The following is a 22,623-nucleotide window of genomic DNA, read 5'->3' as shown; positions in this document are numbered from 1 at the left end:
CTGGCACCGACGGTCTTCCACCGCGCCGCCGGATTTGGGACTATGGCGCATTGTGGGCGCGACCCGCGTCACCCCCGCATCGTTGCGCGGTGGTGCGAGGGTGTACGCCACCGCCGTGAAACGAGGTAGTCGATGGGCGTCGTACGGGTCGAGATCCGCAAGTTCGACGGCAGCGCGCACCGGGCCTTCCCGGCGACTCTGCTCGGCCGCGACGAGCACGGCACGTGGCTGGGCATCCCGAGCGGCACGGTGAGCGACACCGGCAAGGTGTACGAGATCCCCGGCGTGGTGCTCGTCCCGCACACCGGCTGGTGGACGGCCATGTTCAACGCCGCCCCCCGCAACACGTCGGTCTACTGCGACATCACCACCCCCGCCACCTGGAACGACGACACCGTCACGGTCACCGACCTCGACCTCGACGTACGCAAGATCCGCCTGACCGGTGAGGTCCAACTGGTCGACGAGGACGAGTTCGCCGCCCACCAGACCAAGTTCGGCTACCCCGAAGAGGTGGTCCAGCAGGCCCGCGCCGCCGCCCAGTGGCTCCTCGACGCCGTCCGCACCAACCAGGAACCCTTCACCACCCACTTCCACCGCTGGCTGGCCCACGTCTCCCCCTGACCCCGCCCCCACCTCCCCGCGTTGATCATGAACTTATGGCACGGCTCGACGGCGTGTCCCACGCCTAACCTCATGATCGATTGACCCGCGACGCCACACGCCAACGGTGTCGCCGGACCGCCGGACCGCCGGATCGCCGGATCGCCGGGCGGCCGGTCCGCGGGGGGCGGGCCACAGGGCGGCAGGGTCGCATGGGCGGCGGGTGGCACCGGAAGTGCCGACGAACGCCGGGCCATGCGACCGCCCCCTCAGATGATCATGAAGTTGTGGACACGACACGCCGCCGAGCCGTGCCATAAGTTCATGATCAACGGGTAGGGGTGGGCGGAAGTTGGGGATGGCCGGTGTGGGGGTGGGTTTTGGGCGATGATCGGGATGTGGCGGATGTGTCCGGATTGCTGCAGGTCGGGTCGGGGGTGGACCTTGGGGCGATCGATCCGGCGGGGACGCCTGGGTTGCCTGATCGCAAGGGTGTGCGGCGGGATCCGAAGGGGTGGGCGCGGGCCGAGCTGGTGACGCTGGGGCAGGAGTTGGCGCGTCAGCAGGAGATGCTGTTCGCGAACGCCAAGGTCAACCCGGCCGACCAGCGGCGGGTGCTGCTGGTGCTGCAGGCGATGGACTGCGGGGGCAAGGACGGCACCGTGAAGAAGGTGGCCGGCACGATGAACCCGGAGGGTCTGCGGATCACCGCGTTCGGGCCGCCGACGGCGGAGGAGCGGCAGCACGACTTCCTGTGGCGGATCCGCCGGGCGCTGCCGCTGCCGGGGTACCTGGGCATCTTCAACCGCTCGCACTATGAGGACGTGCTGGTGGTGCGGGTGCGCGAGCTGGCGCCGCCGCGGGTGTGGAAACCCCGGTACGAGAAGATCAACAGCTTCGAACGTGAGCTTGTCGACAGCGGATTCTCCCTGGTCAAAGTGATGCTGCACATCTCGTACGAGGAGCAGCGCCGCCGGTTGCTGGAACGCCTGCGGGACCCCACGAAGTACTGGAAGTACAACCCGGACGACGTCGACAACCGCGCCTACTGGCCCGCGTACCAGCAGGCTTATCAGGACGTGATCCAGCGGTGTGGGACTGATCACGCCCCCTGGCATGTGGTCCCGGCGGACCGGAAGTGGTACCGCGACTGGGCAGTGGCGCACCTCATCCTCGATGCCCTGAAACGCCTGGATCTGAGCTATCCACCGGCCGACTTCGACCCGCGAGCCGAGACGAAGCGGCTGGAACGTGAGGAAACGGGCAGCGCGGTGAAGGTGAACGGCAGGTGAACGGGCCATGAAGGGAAGAAGGCGCTGGGTGACCGGGTCACGAACGCCGGGTAACAGTGCTTAGCATTCCCCCGACCAGACCGTCCGGATGACACCACCAAACCAAAGGTGCTTGCGGTGAAGTTTTCACTCCGCCCCCAAGAGGGCGCCTTCTACGAGATGTTCTCCCGTGCCGCCCAGAACCTGGTGCGGGGCACGGAGCTGCTCTCCGAGCTGGCGCTGCCCGGCGCCGACGTGCAGTCGGTCAGCGAGCGGCTGGCCGAGGTCGAGCACGACAGCGACAAGATCACGCACGAGCTGTACAACAAGATCAACTCGACGTTCATCACGCCGTTCGACCGCGAGGACATCTACCGCCTCGGCTCCGGCCTCGACGACGTCATGGACCACCTGGAGGCCGTGGGCAACCTGGTCTACCTGTACGGCCTGACCAAGCTCCCGGCGCTGCCGCGCGAGATGATCGAGATGATCGACGTGCTGGACCAGCAGGCCAAGGTCACCGCGCTGGCCATGCCGCGGCTCAAGCAGATGAAGGGCCTCAAGGACTACTGGGTCGAGTGCAACCGCCTGGAGAACGACGGCGACCGCACCTACCGCATGCTGCTGGTCCGGCTGTTCAGCGGCGAGTACGACGCGCTGACCGTCCTGAAGATGAAGGAGGTCGCCGACGAGCTGGAGGCCGCCTGCGACGCCTTCGAGCACGTGGCGAACACCGTCGAGACCATCGCCGTCAAGGAGTCCTGATGCGCGGCATCGTCGCCGGCCGGGGAGCCTGACGTGAACGAACTCCTCATCCCGGTGCTCGCGGTCATCATCGCGGCCATGGTGTTCGACTACACCAACGGCTTCCACGATGCCGCGAACGCCATCGCCACCAGCGTCTCCACCCGGGCGCTGACCCCGCGGATCGCGCTGGGCATCGCCGCGCTGGGCAACTTCGTCGGCGCGCACTTCGGCGCCCAGGTGGCCAAGACCGTCGGCAGCGGCATCATCACCCCGCCCGAGGGTGAGGCCGGTCTGGGCATTGTGTTCGCCGGGGTCGTCGGGGCCATCGCCTGGAACTTGCTGACCTGGTATTTCGGCATCCCGTCATCGTCCTCCCACGCTCTGATCGGCGGCCTGGTCGGCGCGATGCTCGCCGCGATCGCGTTCGGCGTGCAGGGCGAGGTGCTCTGGGGCGGCATCGTGGAGAAGGTCGTCATCCCGATGATCGCGTCCCCGGCCACCGGCTTCATCCTCGGCGCGCTCCTGATGCTGGCCCTGCTCTGGGCGGTGTACCTGCTGGCCAAGGCGACCGCGAAGAAGAAGGCGGGGCGGTTCTTCCACCCCACCCCGCTCAACCGGTTCTTCCGCATCATGCAGTCGCTGTCGGCGGTCGCCATGTCCGTCGGCCACGGCATGCAGGACGCCGCGAAGACCATGGGCATCATCGTGCTGGCGCTCTACACGGGCGGCTTCCAGAGCTCGAACGAGCACATCCCCGAGTGGGTGTTCTGGACCTCGGCCACCGTGCTGGCGCTCGGCACGTACGCGGGCGGCTGGCGCATCATCCGCACCCTGGGCCGCCGGGTCATCCACCTGGACCCGATGGCCGGTTTCGCGGCCGAGAGCGTCGCCAGCGGTGTGCTCTTCACCGCCGCGGCCTACGGCCTGCCCATCTCCACCACCCACACGATCACCTCGGCGATCATGGGCGTCGGCGCCACCAAGAAGTTCTCGGCCGTCCGCTGGGGCGTCGCCGGCAACATCGTGATGGCCTGGGTCCTCACCTTCCCCGGCGCGGCCCTGGCCGCCATCATCGCCTACGTCCTGGTCCGCCCCATCTTCTGAGTTTCCCAGCCAAGATCGCGACGATCTTGCGCGAGCTGTTGGTGATACGCCCGGAAAGGGCGTGTCGTACCCGCAGTACGCGCAAGATCGTCGCTTTTGGTGTCAGTAGGTGACGCCGATCTGGGCGCGGACGGCGTCCAGGGTGCTCATGACGGAGAGGGTGGAGGACAGGGGGATCAGGTCGGATTCCAGCTTGCCCTCGCGCAGGCAGCGGGTCGCCTCGGCGGCCTCGAAGTGCAGGCCGGACGGGGCGGTCTCGAACTCCTGCGGGTCGGCGCCGTGGCGGTGCAGGACGAAGCGTTCGGCGGCGTGGAAGCCCCAGGGGAGTTCGATACGGCCCCGGGTGCCGACGATCGTGGCGTTGCGTACGTCGCCGTTGACACCGCAGTACAGCGACGCGACCGCGCCCGACGGGAAGCCCAGCGAGATGCTGGTGCGCTCGTCGGTTCCCTCCGGGAACAGGTGCGCCCAGGCGCGGACCTGGTTCGGCTCGCCGAGCAGGAGCTGTGCGAAGCCGATCGGGTAGACGCCCAGGTCGAGCAGCGCGCCGCCGCCCAGCTCCGGGTTGCGCAGGCGGTGCGAGGGGTCCGGGTCCAGGCCGATGCCGAACGCGGCCTGGACCGCGACCAGCTCACCGATCGCGCCGTCGGCGATCAGCTCCTGGATCTTCAGCGTGGACGGCAGGGTACGCGTCCAGAACGCCTCCATCAGGAACAGCTCGCGTTCCCGGGCGATGGTGACGAGGTCCTGGGCCGACGCGAGGTCGAGCGTGAAGGCCTTCTCCACCAGCAGCGGCTTGCCGGCCCGCAGGCACAGCGAAGCCGCCGCGTGGTGGTGGGAGTGCGGGGTCGCGATGTAGATGATGTCCACGTCCGGGTCGGCGGCCAGCGCCTCCCACGAGCCGTGGGACCGGGCCGCGCCGTGCTCGGCGGCGAAGGCCTGCGCGGACGACGCCGTCCGCGAGCCCACCGCCGCCAGTTCCGTGCCCGGCACCTGGCCCAGCTCACGTGCGAAGCGTGCGGCGATCCCGCCCGTGGCGAGAACGCCCCAACGAATCTGATCAGTCACGACCCGAAGCTACACCGGTTAAGGAGCCCGTCGGAGCGGCCGCCCGGTGTCCACCCGGAGCGCGGCGCAGGATGGACGACCGGTTAAGGCCGCGGAGCGGGCTCCGCGTGTTGCGGCTCAGCCGCCGACGCGGATCAGGCGGGCGCTGAGGTGCGGCGTCAGGCCCTCGCCGACCGCGGCCATGTCCTGGGCGTACAGCAGCGCGCCCTCGACGACGCCGTAGAGCCGGTGCCCTGCGGTGACCTCCTTGGCCGTGGACGTACGCGCCACGAAGTCGGTCACCATCTCGATCCGGGGCGGATTCGCCTCGACCTTGCCGAGGTACAGCTCCATGATCCCGGTCGGGTTCGTCATGATCGCTTCGAGCTCGTCGCCGTCCTTGCCCGCCGGACGCCACCAGCCGACCTCTCGCCCGCCCGGCCGCACCGGCTTGGACTCCGCGTCGAGGATCCAGGCCTTCGACTCGTAGAACAGGAACGGCCGGCCGTCATGGCTGATCCGGATCTCCTGCGCGTAGTCGAAGTCCTCGATCGACGGATAGCCGCCCCGGCCGCGGCCCCGCCACACCCCGACGAAGGGCAGCAGGTCCAGCAGGTCCGGGTGCAGGTCCGGTCCGGTGCGCAGGTCGTGGGTCTCCTCGTAGGGGTACGGGTCGACCGGCGGCGCGTTCAGCCACGGCGGCGGCTGCAGCGGATTCTCTTCAGTACTCACCGTTCAACCCTCTTCGTCGTTCACGACTACGGAACTCGCCGGCCCCGGCCTGGGTGCGCTCTCACCAGCGGCCGCGCGAGATTTTGACGGCCACATAGGCCAGGCCGCCGGCGAGCGCGCCGAACCCGGCGACCAGCAGGCTGACGAACCCGATCTCGGTGACCACGGGTAGATCCTATGAGGCGCGCCGGGCGGCCGTGCATAAGCTGTCGGACGTGGCACGCAAACTCATCGTGAAGACGACCGCCGGAGCCGACGCGCCGGAGCGGTGCGCGCAGGCGTTCACCGTGGCCGCGACCGCTGTGGCGGCCGGTGCGCAGGTGTCGCTGTGGCTGACCGGCGAGGCGAGCTGGTTCGCGCTGCCCGGCCGCGCCGCCGAGTTCGACCTGCCGCACTCGGCACCGCTGCCCGATCTGCTCGACGCGATCCTGGCCGCCGGCACCGTCACCCTGTGCACGCAGTGCGCCGCCCGCCGCGAGATCACCCCCGCCGACGTCCTCCCGGGCATCCGCATTGCCGGCGCCGCCGTCTTCGTCGAAGAAGCCCTCTCCGAAGACACCCAGGCCCTCGTCTACTGACAAAGGAAGGGCACCTTCTTGACGCTATGCGTTGTAGAAGGTGCCCTTCCCATCAGTGCATTGCCGGTGAGCTGCGTGGACGGCCAAAGCCCGTGGGCCGGTCAGGGGACGCGGCAGCCGGAGTTGAGGTCGACGGTCACGATGCCCTCGCCGGAGACCTTGCCGCGGACCGCCACGTAGTTGCCCGCGTCGTAGAAGAAGCCCTCCTTGGGGCCGTCAGCGGGCCGGGTGACGGCGTCGGGCAGCGCCGACGCGAGCGCCTCGATCATGGCGGACTCGCCGCCGGTGGGCCCGGAGACGATCAGCGTGCGGACCACCGAGACGCCGTCGCGGGCGGCGGACAGGCTGCAGGCCTTCTCGGCGTACCCCTTGTCCTGGATCGTCGCCCCGGCCGGGACGCGTGCCGTGACCTGGCCGACGACCTCCTCGATGGTGGCCTTGGCCGAGGCGGCGGTGGTCTGGTCGCGCAGCGACGGCGGGTCGTTGCGGGCGGACCAGACGGCGAGGACCAGCAGCAGCAGTGCCCAGCCGGTGACGAGGACCGTCCACAGGTGGCGGCGGGCCGCCGGCTTCGGCTGGGGCTGCGGGGCGGCCTCGGGTGCGGGCGCGTCGATGGTCACGCCGTTCATGCTGCCACGCGTACGCCGCCCGGCGTGTCGCGGTGGCCCGAGATCGCTGTTTCTGGGCAAAAGGTGAGGTCAGACCGCAGTTCCTGTCCCCAAACAGCGATCTTGCCTGCTCGCCGGGCCGCCCCGCCCGCGGCAGGCGTTAAGAAGGGCACCTTCCATAACGCATAGCGTTAAGAAGGTGCCCTTCCTTCGAGCAAAAGCTAGGCGACGGCGAGGGAGACCTCGTTGACGCCGCGGGCGGCGTCGACGGTGGCGTCGCCGTTGCCGAAGCGGGACAGGGCGCGCAGCTGCCAGGTGCCCGGCGCGGCGAAGAAGCGGAACTGGCCCGCCGGCGAGGTCACGACCTCAGCGGTGAACTCGCCGCTGCGGTCGAGCAGGCGCACGTACGCCCCGGCGACCGGGTCACCGGACGCCTGCACGACGCCGGTGATGACGGTCTCCTTCTCCAGGTCGACGCTGAGCGGCAGCGGGGCGGCCTGGTCGGGAGCGGCGCAACCGGCCGCGACAGTGGAAGCAGCAGTCTGTGCGGTCATGGTGATCACGCCTTCCCGGGCTCGTCGCCCAGTGCCACCGGCACGCCGACCAGCGAGCCGTACTCGGTCCAGGATCCGTCGTAGTTCTTCACGTTCGCCTTGCCGAGGATCTCCTGCAGCACGAACCAGGTGTGCGAGGAGCGCTCGCCGATGCGGCAGTACGCGATGGTGTCCAGGCTGTCGTCGATGCCGGCGGCCGCGTACAGCTCGGTCAGCTCGGCGTCGGACTTGAAGGTGCCGTCCTCGTTCGCGGCCTTGGACCACGGCACGCTGAGCGCGGTCGGGATGTGGCCGGCCCGCTGCGCCTGCTCCTGCGGCAGGTGGGCGGGGGCGAGCAGGCGGCCCGCGTACTCGTCGGGCGAGCGCACGTCGATGAGGTTCTGCACGCCGATCGCCTTGACGACGTCGTCGCGGAAGGCGCGGATGCTCAGGTCCTGGTCCTGGGCCACGTACTGGGTGGCGGGGCGCGAGACCGCGTCCTTGGACAGCGGGCGGGCGTCCAGCTCCCACTTCTTGCGGCCGCCGTCGAGCAGCTTCACGTCGCCGTGGCCGTAGAGCTTGAAGTACCAGTAGGCGTACGCGGCGAACCAGTTGTTGTTGCCGCCGTACAGCACGACGGTGTCGTCGTTGGCGATGCCGCGCGAGGACAGCAGCGCCTCGAACTGCTCCTTGTTGACGAAGTCACGGCGCACCGGGTCCTGCAGGTCCTGGCGCCAGTCCAGCTTGATCGCGCCGGCGATGTGGCCACCGTCGTAGGCGGTGGTGTCCTCGTCGACCTCGACGAACACGATGCCGGGTGCGGCGATGTTCTTCTCGGCCCAGTCGGCCGAGACGAGGGCGGATTCGCGACTCATGGAGTTCTCCCTTGAGATGTGGCTGGTGGATGAACGTCTGGTGCGGGTGACGCCACCGGGAGCGCGAGCGGGAGAAAGAAAAACGTCGCCGCGTACGGGTCCACAGGGGGTTCACCGGGTACAGGGCGACGGCGGCTGGCTGACTTGCGGGGGCGGCCGGCTCTGCGATGAGCGGGCGATGCGAGTCAGTTGACAGAGCTGCTAAACGATCACGGAAGCGCGATCGAGGTGCGCAAACTGTGCCGCCGTCAGAGGACGGGGCAACACAGGCACGTGGCCACGCGGCACAGGTCGACCGCGCGCCGCTTGGTAAGCAGCGGACTCATAGTTGGTGACCCTACCAGCAGCGCTGTGATTTCGGGAATGTGTCGTCCACCATCCGGGACCGGTGGATCACCCTCCGGGATCGCGGAAGGTGATCCACTCGGCCGTCAGGCCAGCTCGACGTCCTTGGCGGTGAAGGACACGACGAGGCCGGTCGGCTCGGTCTGGACGTCGGTCAGTTCCAGGTTGAAGGGCAGCTTCGGCAGGGTCAGCGTCACCGCGAGCCGGTCCTTGTAGGTGTTGAGGATCGTCTGGCTGATCGAGCCGGCGGCGCCCTTGAGCGAGGTGACGCGCAGCCGCACGTGGCTGCCGTCCACGACGGTGACCTCGGCGGTGCCGGTGACCTCGCCGATGAGCGGCACCTTGCCGCTGACCCGGACGTCGTTCGGGCCGGCCGAGGTCAGGGTGATCCCGGTCAGGCCGCTGGCCTCGACCAGGCTGGCGTACGACACCGTGGCGTCGCCGTCGACCCGGGCCGCCACCGGCCGCGCGGTGCCGTCCATGAGCTGAGACAGCTCCGCCTCGACGTCGTGGGCCGCCACGTTGAGCAGCGGCAGGGGCAGCGTGCCGCCCTTGAGGTCGCGCATCGTGATGTCGATCTGGGTGTACCGGCCCGCCGCGACCTGGGTCAGGAACGGGAAGCCCTGGATCTCGACCTCCGGTGGGGTCGAGGTGATGCCCTGGTCCTGCATCCGCGCGGAGACCCGCGCGGCGATCTCACGTTCCGCGAAGTGCGCGCCGGCCCGGTCGGCTACCGCGACGAGCACCCCCAGGACGACGAGCAGGACCGCGGTGACCGTGAGGAACTTCTTCATGCGGGCACCAGGAAGAACACGCTGATGACGTACGCGACCGGCGCGGCCAGCGCGAAGCCGGCCAGCGGGCCCTGCATGTGCCGGGCCAGCCACATGGTCGGCGCCTCGCCGGACTGCTCCCGCCCCGCCTCGGCGAAACCGATGGTGAGGTCGGCCAGCACGGCGGCCCCGGCCGCGGCCATGCCGATCATCGCCGCCTGGCTGGGCGTGAACGGCACCAGGTAGCGGCCGATCACGGCGGCCACGCCGGTGCCCAGCATCGCGCCGATGACGATGCCCGCGGAGCCGCGCGGCACCTGGTCGGCCAGGCGCGGGTACGGCGCGAACACGTCGGTCAGGCGGGCAACGCCCAGGGCGATGCCGCTGGCGATGAGACAGACCACAATGGCCTGTGTGCCCGCGGGAAGGCGGGTCAAAACAATGAGCGTGGCGAACGAGACCACGCCGAGCACGATGACCACCGTCGAGCCGAGCGACTCCGAGACGTGCATCCGCCCCTCGGGCCGCACCATCTGGCCCACGACGCCGGCGACCAGGCCGCCTGCCGCGATGAGGCCGAGCGGAGCCACCGAGGCCACGTCGCTCACGATCGCGGCGACGTCGGCGGCGAGCGCCGCGAGCACGCCGACCGTGGCGACCACCTTCACGCCGGGCGGGCGGATCGCCATGGTGGTGGCGAAGACGTAGAGCAGCTGCGCACCGAAGATCACGACGGCGTACGGGATGCGGCCCGTGCCCACGCCCGCGGTCTGCGCGCCCATCACCAGGCCCACGCCGAGCAGCAGCGCGAAGCCGGCCACGGCCGCCGACAGCAGCCGCCGCACCGGGACGATCTCGACCTCGGGGCCGTCCTGGCCGTCGTCCTCGGGTTCGGCGTCGTCACCGCGGGCGCGCCGCCGGTCCTTCGCCTTCACCGCCTCGTCCCGGCGCGAACGCGCGCCGGGCTCGGCACCCCGCTCGGCGGCGCCGCGGCTCGCGGGCACGGGAACGGGCGCAGGGCCACGGCCGGCCGGGCCAGGGCCGGGCCGGTGCGGCCCGTCGAACTGAGGGCCGGATGACCTGCGATTACGGACGCTGTCGTCGGGAGGGGAACCGAGCACGCAACGATCGTGCCACCTCACCCCCCAAGAGCGCACCTCACCGGGGTGGGAACCTGCGTGGCACGGGCGCGGCGCGCGAAACACGCGCGAAAACTGACCGAAACATTGCCCCGCGATCACGCCCGGTGAGTGACAAAGCCATGAGGTGCTGGTATTTCTATTGTTCTCGACTATGCTCATGCTTTACCCGCCCGTCAGCGACGCCGGGACCGACGTGAGGCCAGCCACGCCCCCCATGTGCTGCTCGCGCGGCCCTTGCCGCGAGGACGGAGGCGATCCGTGGAAATTCTGCTCCTGGTGACCGCACGCGCCGGCGAACCATCTGTCGTGCTTCCCGCGCTTGACCTGCTCCCACACACCGTGCGCACCGCACCCCGCGACGTGCGCACTCTGGTGTCGGCCCCCAGCCCTGACGCGGTGCTGGTCGACGCGCGCACCGAACTGTCCGAGGCGCGGGCCACCTGCCGCATGCTGCACGCGACCGGTCTCGGCGTGCCGCTGCTCGCGGTGGTCACCGAGGCCGGCCTGGTCGCGATGAACGCCGACTGGGGTGTGGACGACATCATCCTGGCCACCGCGGGTCCCGCCGAGGTCGAGGCGCGGCTGCGGGTGTCGGTCGGCCGGCTCAACTCCGCGACCGCCGCCGCCGGCGGCCTCATCCGCGGCGGCGAGCTGACCATCGACCCGGACACGTACGCGGCCAAGCTCAAGGGTCGCCCGCTGGACCTCACGTACAAGGAGTTCGAGCTGCTGAAGTTCCTGGCGCAGCACCCGGGCCGGGTCTTCACCCGCGACCAGCTGCTGCGCGAGGTGTGGGGCTACGACTATTTCGGCGGCACCCGCACCGTGGACGTGCACGTGCGGCGCCTGCGCGCCAAGCTCGGCTCGGAGTACGAAGCCATGATCGGCACGGTCCGCCAGGTCGGCTACAAGTTCGTGGTGCCGTCCTCGCGCCAGCAGCTGGCCGAGCGCCCGCTCACCGACGCGGCCGAGCAGCTGCTCGCCGATCTGCCCTCCATCTGACCCGCTCCGACATGTCGCGCCCGTGGCTCTCGCCACGGGCGCGATCTGCTGCCCGGCGCGGGCGCGACCCGATTCACAGCACGAGCGTGAAGCGTTTTGACGGCTCCCGGCTACGCTGACGCCATGATCGGGTATGCCGAGCGGCGCGACCGGCTCACACCGGACGAGGTCGCCGCCGTGGTCGAGCTGGCACGCGCGGCGGGGGACACCGACGGCGCATACCCGCTGTCCGAACACACCGTGCTGCACCTGCGGCACGGTGGCGAAGCCCCCGCGGTGCACCTCATCGCCCGCACGCCCGACGGCGAACTCGCCGGCTACGCCCACGTGGACATCACCGACGCGGTGGACGGACCCTCGGCGGAGCTGGTCGTGCACCCGCTGCGCCGGCGGCACGGCCTGGGCCGGGCCCTGGTCAAGGCGGCCATCGAGGCGGCGGCCGAGGCCGACCCGGCGGGCCGGCTGCGGCTGTGGGCGCACGGCGACCACCCGTCGGCCGGCGCGCTGGCGCTGTCGCTGGGCTTCCGCCGGGCCCGGGTGCTGTGGCAGATGCGGCGCTCGCTGTTCGCCGAGGTGCCCCAGCCCGACCTGCCCGCAGGCATCGTGCTGCGCCCGTTCCGGCCGGGCGAGGACGACGAGGCCTGGCTGGCACTCAACGCGCGCGCGTTCGCCGAGCACCCGGAACAGGGCCGGTGGACCCTGCGCGACCTGCACGTGCGGATGGCCGAGCCGTGGTTCGACCCGGCGGGTTTCCTCCTGGCCGAGCGCGACGGAGTGCTGGCCGGGTTCCACTGGACCAAGGTGCACGGCGAGGTGCGCCGCGATGCCGAGGACGCGCACCACCACGACCCGATCGGCGAGGTGTACGTGCTCGGCGTCGACCCGTCGGCGCACGGCTCCGGCCTCGGCCGCGCGCTGACCGCGGCCGGGCTGCGCCACCTGCGGGCCCAGGGACTCGACCAGGTGATGCTGTACGTCGACGAGTCGAACACCGCCGCGACGGCGCTCTACCAGCGGCTGGGCTTCGCCCGCTGGTCCACCGACGTGCTGTTCCAGCGGGCCTGAACACCCCCTTCCGCAATCCTGTGAGATCCATCACCATCTAAGGGTGGAGCAGGAGCCGCCCGACGTGCTGTCACAGGGCGATCCTGCCCCGGGCTCGGCCGCGCCCGCCGACTTCACGAACTGGGTGGCCCGTCGCCTGCCGCCGCTGGAGCACGCGGCGCGGCAGCTCACCGGCGACGACGCGCAGGCCGCCGCGCTGGCCCGGGAACTGCTCGGCCTGGTCGCGATGCGCTGGTCGCGCCTGCGTGGCAACGACGCGGAGCACCCCGCCCCGCCCGGCGCGGCCGCGGACCGGCTCCTGCAGCGGCTCTTCGCCCGGGAAGCCGCCGATGCCATGCCGCAGCACCGGGTGCGGCTGGACCTGGACCGCACCCCGCCCGCCCGCCGTCCCGGCCGCGCGCTGCCCACGACCGCCGAGGACGAGGCGGCCGCCCTGTGGCGGCGCGGCCGGTCCACCACGCGCCGCCGGTTGCTGATCGCGGGTGGGGTCGGCGCGGTGGCGCTGGGCGCGGCCGGGATCAGGGCACTGGTCACCGGGCGCGACGAGGGCCCGCTGCCGCTGCCCGCCCTGCCCACGGGCCCGGTCGCGCTCGACGGGGTGGACGAGCTGCCGCCGGTGGCGCGTCAGCTCACGCTGCCCGTGGCGCTGGTCGCGAAGCTGCCGAGAGAACTCGCGCCCGGTGATCCGGCCCGGCTGCCCACGTTGAGCGCACGGCCGACGCCGCGGGCCCTCGCGGTGCTCGACGCCGCGACCGGTGGGGGCGCGGCGGGCCCGCTGCTGGTGCTGGGGGAGGACGGCGGCTGGCGCCGGGTCGACAAGCTCCCGGCGGCGGCCGCCGCACTGCTGTCGCCGGGAGCGCTCGCCCCGGACGGCACCCGGATGGCGGTGGTCACCGCAGACGAGCTGTGGGTGGTCGAGTCGGCCACCGGCCGGGCGCGGAAGCACGACGCCGCGCCGCAGTCGCCCGTCGTCGTCTGGCTCGGGCCGCGGCACCTGCTGGTCGCGGCCGACCAGTTGCTCGACGTCCGCACCGGCGCGCTGCTGCCGGTGCCCGTGGGGGCGCGCGACGCGATCGCGCCCCGCCGCAAGGCCGGGACGGACGCGCCGTCGACGGTGCTGGAACTGCTCTCGGCCGGGGACCCGATCACGGCTCCGCCGCGGGTGCGCAACTGGGAATTCGACGGGCGCAACCACAGCGAGGGCACGGTCGCGGTGACCGGGCCGGGTGCGGGGCGGCTGGGTCAGTTCCTCGGCCCCGGGTTCGGGGTCGCGGGCGGGGGAGACCTGGTCGCGCGGATGTGCGAGCCGATGGGGCTGCCGGTACGCGCCGACTGGCGGCCCGCCGAAGCGGTGGCCGTGCTGGATCCCGCCGCGGCCCGGGTGCGGCGGCTGCTGGCAGCGGACGCCGACGTGACCGGCGGAGTGACGCTGCTGGGCTGGCTGGACCGGCGGCGGGTGCTGCTGAGCTGCGGCGGCGGATCGGGCGCGACGCCAGGGGTGAACCAGCGGGTCCTGGCGTGGGACGTACGCGACGGGAGCCTCGCGCTGGTGGCGACGGTGGCCTCGGACGGCTCGTTGTCGCTGGCAGACCTGGACGGGGCGGTGTGACCGCGTTCACTTCCCGGCCACATCTTGCTGAGGGAGCCGTCACCGGTCCTGTTTTGCCTGTTCACCCTACGTTCACCTGGGACGGGAGAACCGTCTACCTGGGCCGTGCAATGTCGGGGTCAGGCCGGCGACGGCCGTTATCCCTGACTAGGAAGGCACCCCTGAAGTGAACCGTAACGTGCTCTCTCGGCGCGTGCTTGCGGGCGTCGCGATCGCTGCGCTTGCTCTTGCCGGTTGCTCCTCGAAGGGCGACACCACCGCGGACCCCTCCGCCAGCGCCGCCAGCGGCGTGGCCGCCCTCTCCGGTGAGCTGAAGGCCTCGGGCGCCAGCTTCCCGAACACCTACTACCAGGAGGTCATCCTCTCCCTGAAGGATGCCGCTCCGAACTTCAAGGTGACCTACAACTCGGTGGGTTCCGGCACCGGCAAGAAGGAGTTCGGCTCCGGCCTGGTCGACTTCGCCGGCACCGACAGCACGGTCAAGGACACCGACGGCGTGCCCGCCGGCTCCTACCTCTACATCCCGACCGTCGCCGCGCCGATCACCGTGTCGTACAACCTCAAGGGCGTCGACAAGCTGCAGCTCAGCCCGGTCACCCTGGCCAAGATCTTCCAGCGTGAGATCAAGACCTGGAACGCGCCGGAGATCGCCGCCGACAACCCGGGCGTGACCCTGCCGGCCACCGCCATCTCCGTGGCGCACCGCTCGGACGGCTCGGGCACCACCAACAACTTCACCAAGTACCTGGTCGCCGCCGCGGGCGCCGCCTGGAAGCTGGGCAGCGGCGACACCGTCGCGTGGCCGGCCGACACCCAGGCCGGTGCCAAGAACACCGGTGTGGCCCAGCTGATCAAGGCCGCCGACGGCGGTATCGGCTACGTCGACCTGAGCGACGCCAAGGACTCGGGCCTGCCGTTCGCCGCGATCAAGAACAAGGACGGCCAGTTCGTGCTCCCGACGCTGGAGGGCGCCACCGCCGCGCTCGCCGGTGCCGAAATCAAGGACGACCTGACCTTCAACCCGCTGAACGCGGCCGGTGCGGCCGCCTACCCGATCACCGCGCCGACCTACCTGCTGGTCAAGCCGAAGTACGACGACCCGAAGAAGGCCGAGCTGGTCAAGGGCTTCGTCAAGTACCTGCTGACCGACGGCGCGGCCATCGCGGCCGAGGTGAACTACGCGGTCCTGCCGGCGGAGCTGCAGGCCAAGGCCCTCGCCCAGCTGGACAAGGTCAGCTGAAGCTGATCTGACCTGAGCACCATCCCGGTGCGGCGGGTCCTCCCCGGACCCGCCGCACCGGCCTCGCCAGGCCACCCCTCGGAGAAGAGATGACAGTCCTAGACAAATCCGCTCAGCTGACCCGGAAGGACCGCGGCAGACACGCCGACCGGGTCTTCTGGGCCTTGTGCGTCTCCGCGGGCTTCGCGGTGCTGGTGATCCTGGCGTTGATCCTGATCACCATGGTGAAGGAGGCCTACCCGGCCTTCTCGTCCGAGTTCTTCACCAGCTCGACCTGGATCCCCAACGACCCCGACGGCGACGGCCCGGCCAAGCCGGTCTACGGCACGCTCGCCTTCCTGTACGGCACGCTCGTGGTCTCCGCCATCGCCGTCATCGTCGCGGTCCCCGTCTCGATCGGCATCGCGCTCTTCCTGACCGAGCTGGCCCCGCGCCGCATCCGGTCGGCCATCGTCACCCTCATCGACCTGCTGGCGGCGGTGCCCTCGGTGGTGTTCGGCCTGTGGGGCATCCTCGTCGTCGCGCCGGCCATGACCCCGGTCTACAACTGGCTGCACGAGGTGCTGGGCGGGGTGCCGGTGCTCGGCGCTCTGTTCGGCGAGCCGCGCAGCAGCGGCCGCAGCTTCATGACCGCGGGGCTGATCCTCGCCATCATGATCGTCCCGATCATCACGTCGATCGCTCGCGAGGTCTTCGCGACCGTGCCCGACTCCGACAAGCAGGCGGCCTGGGCGCTGGGCGCCACCCGCTGGGAGATGATCAAGGGTGCGGTGCTGCCGCACAGCTTCGGCGGCGTGGTCGGCGCGGTCATCCTGGGCCTCGGCCGCGCGATGGGCGAGACCATCGCGGTCGCCCTGGTCATCGGCAGCTCGGTGCAGATCGCCGCGAACCTCTTCGAGGGCGGCTACGCGCTGCCGGCCATCATCGTCGACCAGTGGGGCGAGTCCACCGGCGACTTCACCGCCGCCCTGATCGGCATGGGCGTGGTGCTGTTCGTCATCACCGTCGTGGTGAACCTGATCGCCCGCTTCGTGGTGCGCCGGGCGGAGATCCGGATGCGGGGGGCCGCGGCATGAGTCTGCGGATCATCGCGACGGAGAGCGGCACCGGCCGCTGGAGCGCGGCCACCAGCGAGGCGATCACGCCGTCGGCCACCGGCGCGCGAAGCGAGGAGAAGCCATGACCACCACCGCCACGCGGCCCGCGGCCGCCGCCGGGGTCCCCGCGGACCTGCGGCGCTCCGCGCTGCCGCTGCGCCGTCGCCTTACCGACGGCTTCAGCAAGTCGCTCATGGGCCTGGCGCTGATGATCGCGCTGATCCCGCTGGGCCTGGTCATCTTCCACGTGGCCAGCCGGGGCCTGACGCTCATCAGCTGGGACTTCCTCATCGAGGACATCCCGAACTCGGCCCGCCGGGCCGGCGGCGGCATGGGCCCCGCGGTCGCCGGCACGCTGGTCATCACCGGCGCCGCGGCCGCCATGGCCATCCCGCTCGGCGTGCTCGGCGCGATCTACCTCAACGAGTACGGCAAGCAGAACGCGCTGGCCCGGCTCATCCGGACGATGTCCGACGTCATGACGGGCGTGCCCTCGGTCGTCATGGGTCTGTTCGTCTACGTCTCGTACGTGCTGGTGGTCAAGGAGCAGTCCGGCTTCGCCGCCGCGCTCGCCCTGGGCTGCCTGATGCTCCCGGTGATCATCCGCAGCTCCGAGGAGATGCTCCGGCTGGTGCCGGACGAGCTGCGCCAGGCCAGCGCCGCGCTCGGTGCCCGGCGCTGGAAGACGACGATCTCCGTGGTGCTGCCCGCCGCGATCTCCGGCATCGTCAGCGGCGTGATGCTGGCCATCGCGCGTGCCGCGGGCGAGACCGCGCCGGTCGTGCTGGTCGCCGGCACGATCTTCACCTCGAACTGGAGCCTGGACGGGGCCAACACCACCCTGGCCGCGCAGATCTTCAAGAACGCCGGAGAGCCGTTCCCGGCTGCCCAGGAGCGTGCCTGGGGCGCGGCGCTCACGCTGATGGTGATCGTGCTGCTGTTCACCGTCGCGTCCCGCCTGATCTCCAGCCGCTTCGCCATCAAGGAACGTTGAGGATGACCGCCATGAGCACCGACTTCACCCTGTCCACCCTTCTTCCGGGAGCCGTGCCCGCCATGCCCGTCGCGTCCGCACCGCCGGTGATGCAGTTGGAGAACGTCAGCGTCTTCTACGGCAACTACGAGGCCGTCCGCGGCACCACCATGGCGGTCCGCGAGCACCAGATCACCGCGCTCATCGGTCCGTCGGGCTGCGGCAAGAGCACCGTGCTGCGCTCGCTCAACCGGATGAACGACCTGGTGGCGGGTGCCCGGGTGGCTGGCAAGATCACGTTCCACGGCCAGGACCTGTACGCCCCGGACGTCGACCCGATCCAGGTGCGCCGCCGTATCGGCATGGTCTTCCAGAAGCCGAACCCGTTCCCGAAGTCCATCTACGAGAACGTGGCGTACGGCCTGAAGATCAACGGCATCAAGGACAACATGGACGACCGCGTCGAGCAGGCGCTGCGCGGCGCGGCCCTGTGGGACGAGGTCAAGAACAAGCTGAAGACCAGCGGCTTGGCCCTGTCCGGCGGTCAGCAGCAGCGGCTGTGCATCGCGCGGGCGATCGCGGTCAAGCCCGAGGTGATCCTCATGGACGAGCCGTGCTCCGCGCTCGACCCGATCGCCACCGGCAAGATCGAGGACCTGATGCACGACCTGGCGGGCACGTACACCATCGTGATCGTCACCCACAACATGCAGCAGGCCGCCCGCGTCAGCCACCACACCGCGTTCTTCACCGCGGAGCTGGACGAGGCCGGCGTCCGCCACGGCCGCCTGGTCGAGTTCAACGACACCGGCCGCATCTTCACCAACCCCACCGACAAGCGCACCGAGGACTACATCACCGGCCGCTTCGGCTGACCGGCCGCCCCACCTCGCGGCCCGGCCGCCAAGGTCATCGGACTTGCCAGGCACCTGTGCGTATCTTGAGCGTCGATACGCCCAGGTGCCTGGCAAGTCGAACGATCATGGCGGCCAGGCCGGCACGCTTTCAGAGCGTGGGCATGTAGGGGGTGGTCACGTCGCGGTGGGTGGTGAGCATGGCGGCGACCGTGGGGTACGCCGACAGTTCGCGCAGGGTGACCAGGGTGGGTGGGAGCATGGGCAGGTCGCCGGACTCGTGTTCGGCGATCGCCTCCTCGGGGGTCAGCCAGCGGGCCCGGTCGGCCTCGAACACCGGCAGCGCGGCGTCCTGGCCGTCGGGCATGGCCGCCAGGAAGAACCACGTGTCGAACCGGCGCGGCTCGAAGACCGGGGTCAGCCAGCGGTGCCACGGCGTCAGCGCGGCCGGGAGCAGGGTCACCCCGGTCTCCTCCTCGATCTCGCGTACCGCCGCGTCGGCCGGGGTCTCGCCGGCCTCCAGCGAGCCGCCGGGGAACGCCCACATGCCGCCGAACGCCATCGCCCGCATCCGCCGGATCAGGAAGATCGTGCGGTCCGGCCGGATCAGGACCACGGTCGACGCTGCACGGGGCGTCGCGGGTTCGGCGCCGGACTCGGCGAACTCGCGGGCCAGCGTCTCGAAGCGGGCCCGCTGCTCGGGCGGCAGCAGGTCGAACGGGTTACTCGACATGGACCAGCACCGCCTGTCCCTGACCGACGCCGATGCAGGCCGCCGCGATGCCGTAGCCGCCGCCCCGGCGGCGCAGGGTGTGACACAGGTCGACGACGACCCGGGGCGCGGACGCGCCGAGCGGGTGGCCGTACGCGATCGCGCCGCCGTCGACGTTGACCAGCTCGGGGTCGATCTCCGGCAGCTCATGCAGGCAGCTGAGCACCATGGCGGCGAAGGCCTCGTTCAGCTCCCAGGCGGCGATGTCGCCGAAGCCGAGCTTCGCCTTGGCCAGCAGGGTCCGGATCGCGGGAACCGGGCCGGTGGAGAAGCGCTCGGGGGAGACACCCGCGACGGTGCTGGCCACGATACGCCCGAGTGGCTGCACGCCGAGGCGCTCGACGGCGGCGGCGGAGCCGATCAGGGTCGCGGCGGCGCCGTCGTTGACGGGCGAGGAGTTGCCCGCCGTGACGGCGCCGTCCGGCGTGAACGCGGGCCGCAGCTTGGCCAGCGCGGCGGCGCTGGTGTCGGGGCGCACCGACTCGTCGCGGGTCACCCCGGCGACCTCGACCACGCGGTCGTCGAAGCGGCCCTGCGCCCAGGCCGCGGCGGCGCGCTGCTGGGAGCGCAGCGCCCAGGCGTCCTGCGCCTCGCGGCCGATGCCGAACTCGTGCGCCACCTGCTGGGCGGCCACGCCCAGCGGCACGGTCCAGTCGTCGGGCATCAGCGGGTTGACCATGCGCCAGCCGAGCTGGGTGTTCCACAGCTTCGCCTCGCCGGGGAATGCGGTGTCGGGCTTGGCCATCACGAACGGGGCGCGGCTCATGCTCTCCACGCCACCCGCGACGACCAGGTCGTTGTCGCCCGCGCGGACGGCCCGGGAGGCCTGCACGATCGCCTCGGCGCCCGCCGCGCAGAGCCGGTTGACGGTCACGCCCGGCACGGTCACGGGCAGGCCCGCCAGCAGCGCCGCCATGCGGGCCACGTTGCGGTTGTCCTCGCCGGCGCCGTTGGCGTCGCCGAGGATGACGTCCTCGATCAGCGCCGGGTCCAGCTCGGGGTGCCGTTTGAGCAGCGCGACCAGGGGCGCGGCCGCGAGGTCGTCGGTGCGTACGCCGGACAGCCCGCCCTTGTGGCGGCCGAACGGGGTGCGGACCGCGTCGATGAGAAACGCCTGCGAGGTCATGCTCCGCAGGCTACGTCACCTGAGGGATCGTTCAGTAACCCAGGTTCGTGAAGCCCAGGTACGCGCGCAGCTTCTCGGTGTGCGCCGACGACGGCTGCGCGATGCCGTCGATCGCCCGCAGCTCGGCGACGCCGCGCACGCTGGACAGCAGCCACACGCCGTCGGCGGTGCTCAGCTCGGCCGGGGTCACCATGCGCTCGGCGGCGGTCCAGCCGAGGTCGCCGGCGTTGTCGAGCAGGTGGCGCGCGGTCGTGCCGGGCAGGATCCCGGTGGTCTCCGCGGGCACGGTGTGCAGCGTGTCCCCGCTCAGCCAGACCAGCGTCGAGGTCGGCCCCTCCAGCGCGTAGCCGTCCGCGGACACCCACAGGGCGTCGTCGGCACCCTGTGCCAGGGCCCACCGCTGCGAGGCCATGTTGATCGCGTACGACAGCGACTTCACGCCGCCCAGCAGCCACGGGGCCGAGGTGCGCGCGCCGGCCGGGTAGCCCAGCGAGATCGTGGTGACGGTGATGCCGTCGCGGCGGGCGGCCAGGGTCGCCGCGCCGATCGGATTCACGGTGGCGAAGCAGGTCACCGGGCCGCCGGTCGCCGCGGTCGCCTCCGCGCCGCGGGTGCAGACCAGGCGCAGCGCGCCCTCCAGCTCGGCCGGCCACTGCGCGCAGGTCGTCGCGGCCAGCTCGCGCAGCGCGGACTCGGCGGGCAGGGCCAGCTCCATCCGGGCGGCCGAGCGGGCCATCCGGGCAAGGTGCTCGCCGATCAGCCACGGCTCCACGCCGCCGCGCCCGTCGGGCCGCACGTGCATGGTCTCGAAGACCCCGTCACCGCGCAGCACACCGAGATCGTCGGCTCTGAGCACGGGAGTGTCGGCCGGCACCACACCAAGGCCCTGGACCACAAGAACAGGCTGCACCACGGCCGGAATGCTACGCGCCCCCACGATCACCCCCGCCGCCGTCCCGCCGGTGCGTCCGGCGTCACCGTGCGCGGGCGGAGGCGCGGCAGCGTGCCGAACTATGATCGGACGATGCCCGAACAAGGCTCCGCCGAGCTGGCCGAACTCCTCCGGGACCGCGGCCTGCGGCTCACCCCCCAGCGGCAACTGGTGCTCGACGCCGTGCGCCAGCTCGTCCACGCCACCCCGGAACAGGTGCACGCCGCCGTCTGCGAGGTGGCCTCAGGGGTGAACATCACCACCGTGTACCGGACCCTGGAGCTGCTGGAGGAGCTCGGGCTGGTGACCCACGTGCACCTGTCGCACGGCGCGCCGACGTACCACGACGCGGCGGTCGTGCAGCACGTGCACCTGGTGTGCCGCAACTGCGACACGGTCACCGAGCTGGAGCAGAGCGAGCTGGCCCCGCTCGCCGAGCGGCTGCTGACGCAGCGCGGCTTCCGGATGGACATCGGGCACGTGGCCTTGTTCGGACTCTGCGGGAGCTGTGCGTGATGGGTACGACCGTGCTGGTGGGTCACTTCGACCCCGACTCCGCCGACGCCGCCGTCCCGGCGCACCACGGCGACCCGAACCGCGAGCAGCGGACCCTGCTCACCGCGGCGGGGCTGGTGGACCGCTCGCACCGCGGGGTGCTGGCGCTGACCGGCCCCGAGCGGCTGAGCTTCCTGCACAACCTCACCTCGCAGCACCTGACCGAGCTGGCCGACGGCCAGGGCACCCGCACGCTGGTGCTGTCCCCGCACGGGCACATCGAGCACGAGCTGTGGGTGTCCGAGCTCGGCGGCACGCTCTGGGTCGACGTCGAGCCGGGCACGGTCGACGACCTGGTGACCTTCCTGACCCGGATGCGCTTCTTCACCCAGGTCGAGATCAAACCCGCGGACCTGGTCGTACACAGCCTGGTCGGTCCCGGCGCTCTGGCCGCCGCCACGAAGCTGGGCGTGGCCGTGCCCGCCGAGCCGGACGTGCTGGACGTGCCGGGGCCCAAGTTCGCCACCGGCGCGGTCCTGCCACGACCGACGACGGTGTACGCCCTGGCCGCGCTGCCCGGCGGTGGCTTCGTCCGCAGGCACTCCCTCGGCGACGTGCCGGTGCTGGACCTGCTGCTGCCCGCCGAGACCGCCGCGGCCACCCTGGCGGCCCTGGAGTTGCCGCCCGCGGGCCTGTGGGCGTACGAAGCCGTGCGGGCGGCCGCGAAGCAGGCACGGGTCGGCGTGGACACCGATCACCGGACGCTGCCGTCGGAGGTGGACCTCACCGCCGCCGCCGTACACCTGGAGAAGGGCTGCTACCGGGGTCAGGAGACGGTGGCCCGGGTGCACCACCTCGGCAAGCCGCCGCGTGCGCTGCGCCTGCTGCACCTGGACGGCATCGCCACCGACGAGCTACCGGCGCGTGGCACCGAGATCACAGCGAATGGCCGTACCGTCGGATTCATCGGCACCGCGGCCCGGCATGCGGAACTCGGACCGATCGCGCTCGCGGTCCTCAAGCGCAATATTTCCGGCGAGACCCCCCTCACCGCGGGAGAATCTACGGCCTCTATCGACCCTGACTAGAAATATGACAGGA

At 71.2% G+C, this 22,623-nt stretch carries 26 protein-coding genes; 14 read left to right on the top strand and 12 right to left on the bottom strand.

Going from position 1 to position 22,623, the window contains the following annotated elements:
* Nucleotides 1–132: 132 nt before the first annotated feature.
* The 4 genes from AB0B35_RS15215 (at nt 133) to AB0B35_RS15200 (ending at nt 3,725) form a co-directional block, all read left to right on the top strand.
* Nucleotides 133–624 carry a DUF402 domain-containing protein gene (locus tag AB0B35_RS15215; protein ID WP_361045343.1) on the top strand — a complete coding sequence of 164 codons (492 nt, stop codon included), beginning with the start codon at nt 133–135 and terminating at the stop codon, nt 622–624.
* A 455-nt stretch (nt 625–1,079) separates the two neighbouring features.
* Nucleotides 1,080–1,895, top strand: coding sequence for a PPK2 family polyphosphate kinase (locus tag AB0B35_RS15210; protein WP_361045341.1), 816 nt, complete (start codon nt 1,080–1,082; stop codon nt 1,893–1,895).
* Between the two features lie 117 nt (nt 1,896–2,012).
* Complete coding sequence (locus AB0B35_RS15205; RefSeq protein ID WP_203697357.1) at nt 2,013–2,639, top strand: DUF47 family protein; 627 nt, start codon at nt 2,013–2,015, stop codon at nt 2,637–2,639.
* 33 nt (nt 2,640–2,672) lie between these two features.
* Nucleotides 2,673–3,725, top strand: a complete 1,053-nt coding sequence (locus AB0B35_RS15200) for an inorganic phosphate transporter (protein ID WP_361045338.1) — start codon at nt 2,673–2,675, stop codon at nt 3,723–3,725.
* A 102-nt stretch (nt 3,726–3,827) separates the two neighbouring features.
* On the opposite strand, the gene AB0B35_RS15195 is transcribed toward AB0B35_RS15200, so the two are convergent.
* The 3 genes from AB0B35_RS15195 to mtfM all read right to left on the bottom strand — a co-directional run bounded on the left by AB0B35_RS15195 (nt 3,828) and on the right by mtfM (nt 5,670).
* Nucleotides 3,828–4,793: a Gfo/Idh/MocA family oxidoreductase gene (locus tag AB0B35_RS15195; protein ID WP_361045335.1), complete on the bottom strand. Its 966-nt coding sequence runs from the start codon at nt 4,791–4,793 to the stop codon at nt 3,828–3,830.
* Between the two features lie 117 nt (nt 4,794–4,910).
* The gene (locus AB0B35_RS15190; RefSeq protein WP_361045332.1) at nt 4,911–5,504 is read right to left on the bottom strand and encodes an FABP family protein; all 594 of its coding nucleotides are present in this window, start codon (nt 5,502–5,504) and stop codon (nt 4,911–4,913) included.
* 61 nt (nt 5,505–5,565) lie between these two features.
* Nucleotides 5,566–5,670: a small membrane protein MtfM gene (gene mtfM / locus AB0B35_RS15185; RefSeq protein WP_269059029.1), complete on the bottom strand. Its 105-nt coding sequence runs from the start codon at nt 5,668–5,670 to the stop codon at nt 5,566–5,568.
* A gap of 40 nt (nt 5,671–5,710) precedes the next feature.
* Here mtfM and AB0B35_RS15180 point away from each other — a divergent pair, with 40 nt between their 5' ends.
* A complete protein-coding gene (locus AB0B35_RS15180) occupies nt 5,711–6,082 on the top strand; it encodes a DsrE family protein (protein WP_239167851.1) in 372 nt (123 codons plus the stop codon).
* A 101-nt stretch (nt 6,083–6,183) separates the two neighbouring features.
* Here AB0B35_RS15180 and AB0B35_RS15175 read toward each other — a convergent pair whose 3' ends face one another.
* From AB0B35_RS15175 to AB0B35_RS15150, 6 genes are all read right to left on the bottom strand, one after another.
* Nucleotides 6,184–6,702: a hypothetical protein gene (locus tag AB0B35_RS15175; RefSeq protein WP_361045330.1), complete on the bottom strand. Its 519-nt coding sequence runs from the start codon at nt 6,700–6,702 to the stop codon at nt 6,184–6,186.
* Nucleotides 6,703–6,911: 209 nt separating this feature from the next.
* Nucleotides 6,912–7,244 (bottom strand): DUF1416 domain-containing protein, encoded by a 333-nt coding sequence (locus AB0B35_RS15170; RefSeq protein WP_203697347.1) that lies wholly within the window; start codon nt 7,242–7,244, stop codon nt 6,912–6,914.
* 5 nt (nt 7,245–7,249) lie between these two features.
* Nucleotides 7,250–8,098 carry a sulfurtransferase gene (locus AB0B35_RS15165; RefSeq protein WP_361045327.1) on the bottom strand — a complete coding sequence of 283 codons (849 nt, stop codon included), beginning with the start codon at nt 8,096–8,098 and terminating at the stop codon, nt 7,250–7,252.
* A gap of 248 nt (nt 8,099–8,346) precedes the next feature.
* Nucleotides 8,347–8,424 carry an Ms5788A family Cys-rich leader peptide gene (locus AB0B35_RS15160; RefSeq protein ID WP_330164811.1) on the bottom strand — a complete coding sequence of 26 codons (78 nt, stop codon included), beginning with the start codon at nt 8,422–8,424 and terminating at the stop codon, nt 8,347–8,349.
* A gap of 105 nt (nt 8,425–8,529) precedes the next feature.
* Nucleotides 8,530–9,237, bottom strand: a complete 708-nt coding sequence (locus AB0B35_RS15155) for a DUF2993 domain-containing protein (protein ID WP_361045324.1) — start codon at nt 9,235–9,237, stop codon at nt 8,530–8,532.
* Nucleotides 9,234–10,220, bottom strand: coding sequence for a hypothetical protein (locus AB0B35_RS15150; RefSeq protein WP_361045321.1), 987 nt, complete (start codon nt 10,218–10,220; stop codon nt 9,234–9,236). The genes AB0B35_RS15155 and AB0B35_RS15150 overlap by 4 nt, the downstream gene beginning before the upstream one ends.
* 396 nt (nt 10,221–10,616) lie before the next feature.
* Here AB0B35_RS15150 and AB0B35_RS15145 point away from each other — a divergent pair, with 396 nt between their 5' ends.
* The 7 genes from AB0B35_RS15145 to pstB all read left to right on the top strand — a co-directional run bounded on the left by AB0B35_RS15145 (nt 10,617) and on the right by pstB (nt 18,219).
* Complete coding sequence (locus tag AB0B35_RS15145; protein WP_360531128.1) at nt 10,617–11,360, top strand: response regulator transcription factor; 744 nt, start codon at nt 10,617–10,619, stop codon at nt 11,358–11,360.
* Nucleotides 11,361–11,483: 123 nt separating this feature from the next.
* Nucleotides 11,484–12,425: a mycothiol synthase gene (gene mshD, locus AB0B35_RS15140; protein ID WP_361045319.1), complete on the top strand. Its 942-nt coding sequence runs from the start codon at nt 11,484–11,486 to the stop codon at nt 12,423–12,425.
* A 43-nt stretch (nt 12,426–12,468) separates the two neighbouring features.
* Nucleotides 12,469–14,034, top strand: a complete 1,566-nt coding sequence (locus AB0B35_RS15135; RefSeq protein WP_361045317.1) for a hypothetical protein — start codon at nt 12,469–12,471, stop codon at nt 14,032–14,034.
* A 178-nt stretch (nt 14,035–14,212) separates the two neighbouring features.
* Nucleotides 14,213–15,274, top strand: a complete 1,062-nt coding sequence (pstS, locus tag AB0B35_RS15130) for a phosphate ABC transporter substrate-binding protein PstS (protein WP_361045314.1) — start codon at nt 14,213–14,215, stop codon at nt 15,272–15,274.
* A gap of 89 nt (nt 15,275–15,363) precedes the next feature.
* Complete coding sequence (pstC, locus tag AB0B35_RS15125; RefSeq protein ID WP_361045311.1) at nt 15,364–16,350, top strand: phosphate ABC transporter permease subunit PstC; 987 nt, start codon at nt 15,364–15,366, stop codon at nt 16,348–16,350.
* 103 nt (nt 16,351–16,453) lie between these two features.
* Nucleotides 16,454–17,365 carry a phosphate ABC transporter permease PstA gene (gene pstA / locus AB0B35_RS15120; RefSeq protein WP_361045308.1) on the top strand — a complete coding sequence of 304 codons (912 nt, stop codon included), beginning with the start codon at nt 16,454–16,456 and terminating at the stop codon, nt 17,363–17,365.
* Between the two features lie 62 nt (nt 17,366–17,427).
* A complete protein-coding gene (gene pstB, locus AB0B35_RS15115; RefSeq protein ID WP_360531410.1) occupies nt 17,428–18,219 on the top strand; it encodes a phosphate ABC transporter ATP-binding protein PstB in 792 nt (263 codons plus the stop codon).
* 130 nt (nt 18,220–18,349) lie between these two features.
* Here pstB and AB0B35_RS15110 read toward each other — a convergent pair whose 3' ends face one another.
* From AB0B35_RS15110 to AB0B35_RS15100, 3 genes are read right to left on the bottom strand one after another with little or no spacing between them, the layout of a single operon-like run.
* Nucleotides 18,350–18,931 (bottom strand): NUDIX hydrolase, encoded by a 582-nt coding sequence (locus tag AB0B35_RS15110; protein ID WP_361045305.1) that lies wholly within the window; start codon nt 18,929–18,931, stop codon nt 18,350–18,352.
* The gene (locus AB0B35_RS15105) at nt 18,921–20,096 is read right to left on the bottom strand and encodes an acetyl-CoA C-acyltransferase (RefSeq protein ID WP_361045302.1); all 1,176 of its coding nucleotides are present in this window, start codon (nt 20,094–20,096) and stop codon (nt 18,921–18,923) included. Before AB0B35_RS15105 ends, AB0B35_RS15110 begins: the two co-directional genes overlap by 11 nt.
* A 31-nt stretch (nt 20,097–20,127) precedes the next feature.
* On the bottom strand, nt 20,128–21,009 hold the full coding sequence (locus AB0B35_RS15100; RefSeq protein ID WP_361045299.1) for an aminotransferase class IV: 882 nt from the start codon (nt 21,007–21,009) through the stop codon (nt 20,128–20,130).
* Nucleotides 21,010–21,120: 111 nt separating this feature from the next.
* Here AB0B35_RS15100 and AB0B35_RS15095 point away from each other — a divergent pair, with 111 nt between their 5' ends.
* Together AB0B35_RS15095 and AB0B35_RS15090 are read left to right on the top strand one after the other, a co-directional pair.
* The gene (locus AB0B35_RS15095; protein WP_120321549.1) at nt 21,121–21,543 is read left to right on the top strand and encodes a transcriptional repressor; all 423 of its coding nucleotides are present in this window, start codon (nt 21,121–21,123) and stop codon (nt 21,541–21,543) included.
* Nucleotides 21,543–22,610: a folate-binding protein gene (locus tag AB0B35_RS15090; protein WP_361045297.1), complete on the top strand. Its 1,068-nt coding sequence runs from the start codon at nt 21,543–21,545 to the stop codon at nt 22,608–22,610. The genes AB0B35_RS15095 and AB0B35_RS15090 overlap by 1 nt, the downstream gene beginning before the upstream one ends.
* Nucleotides 22,611–22,623 lie beyond the last annotated feature (13 nt).

It is taken from the genome of Catellatospora sp. NPDC049133, from assembly GCF_040648455.1.
Taxonomy (GTDB): domain Bacteria; phylum Actinomycetota; class Actinomycetes; order Mycobacteriales; family Micromonosporaceae; genus Catellatospora; species Catellatospora aurea.
This window is presented reverse-complemented; position numbering and strand designations above follow the sequence as displayed.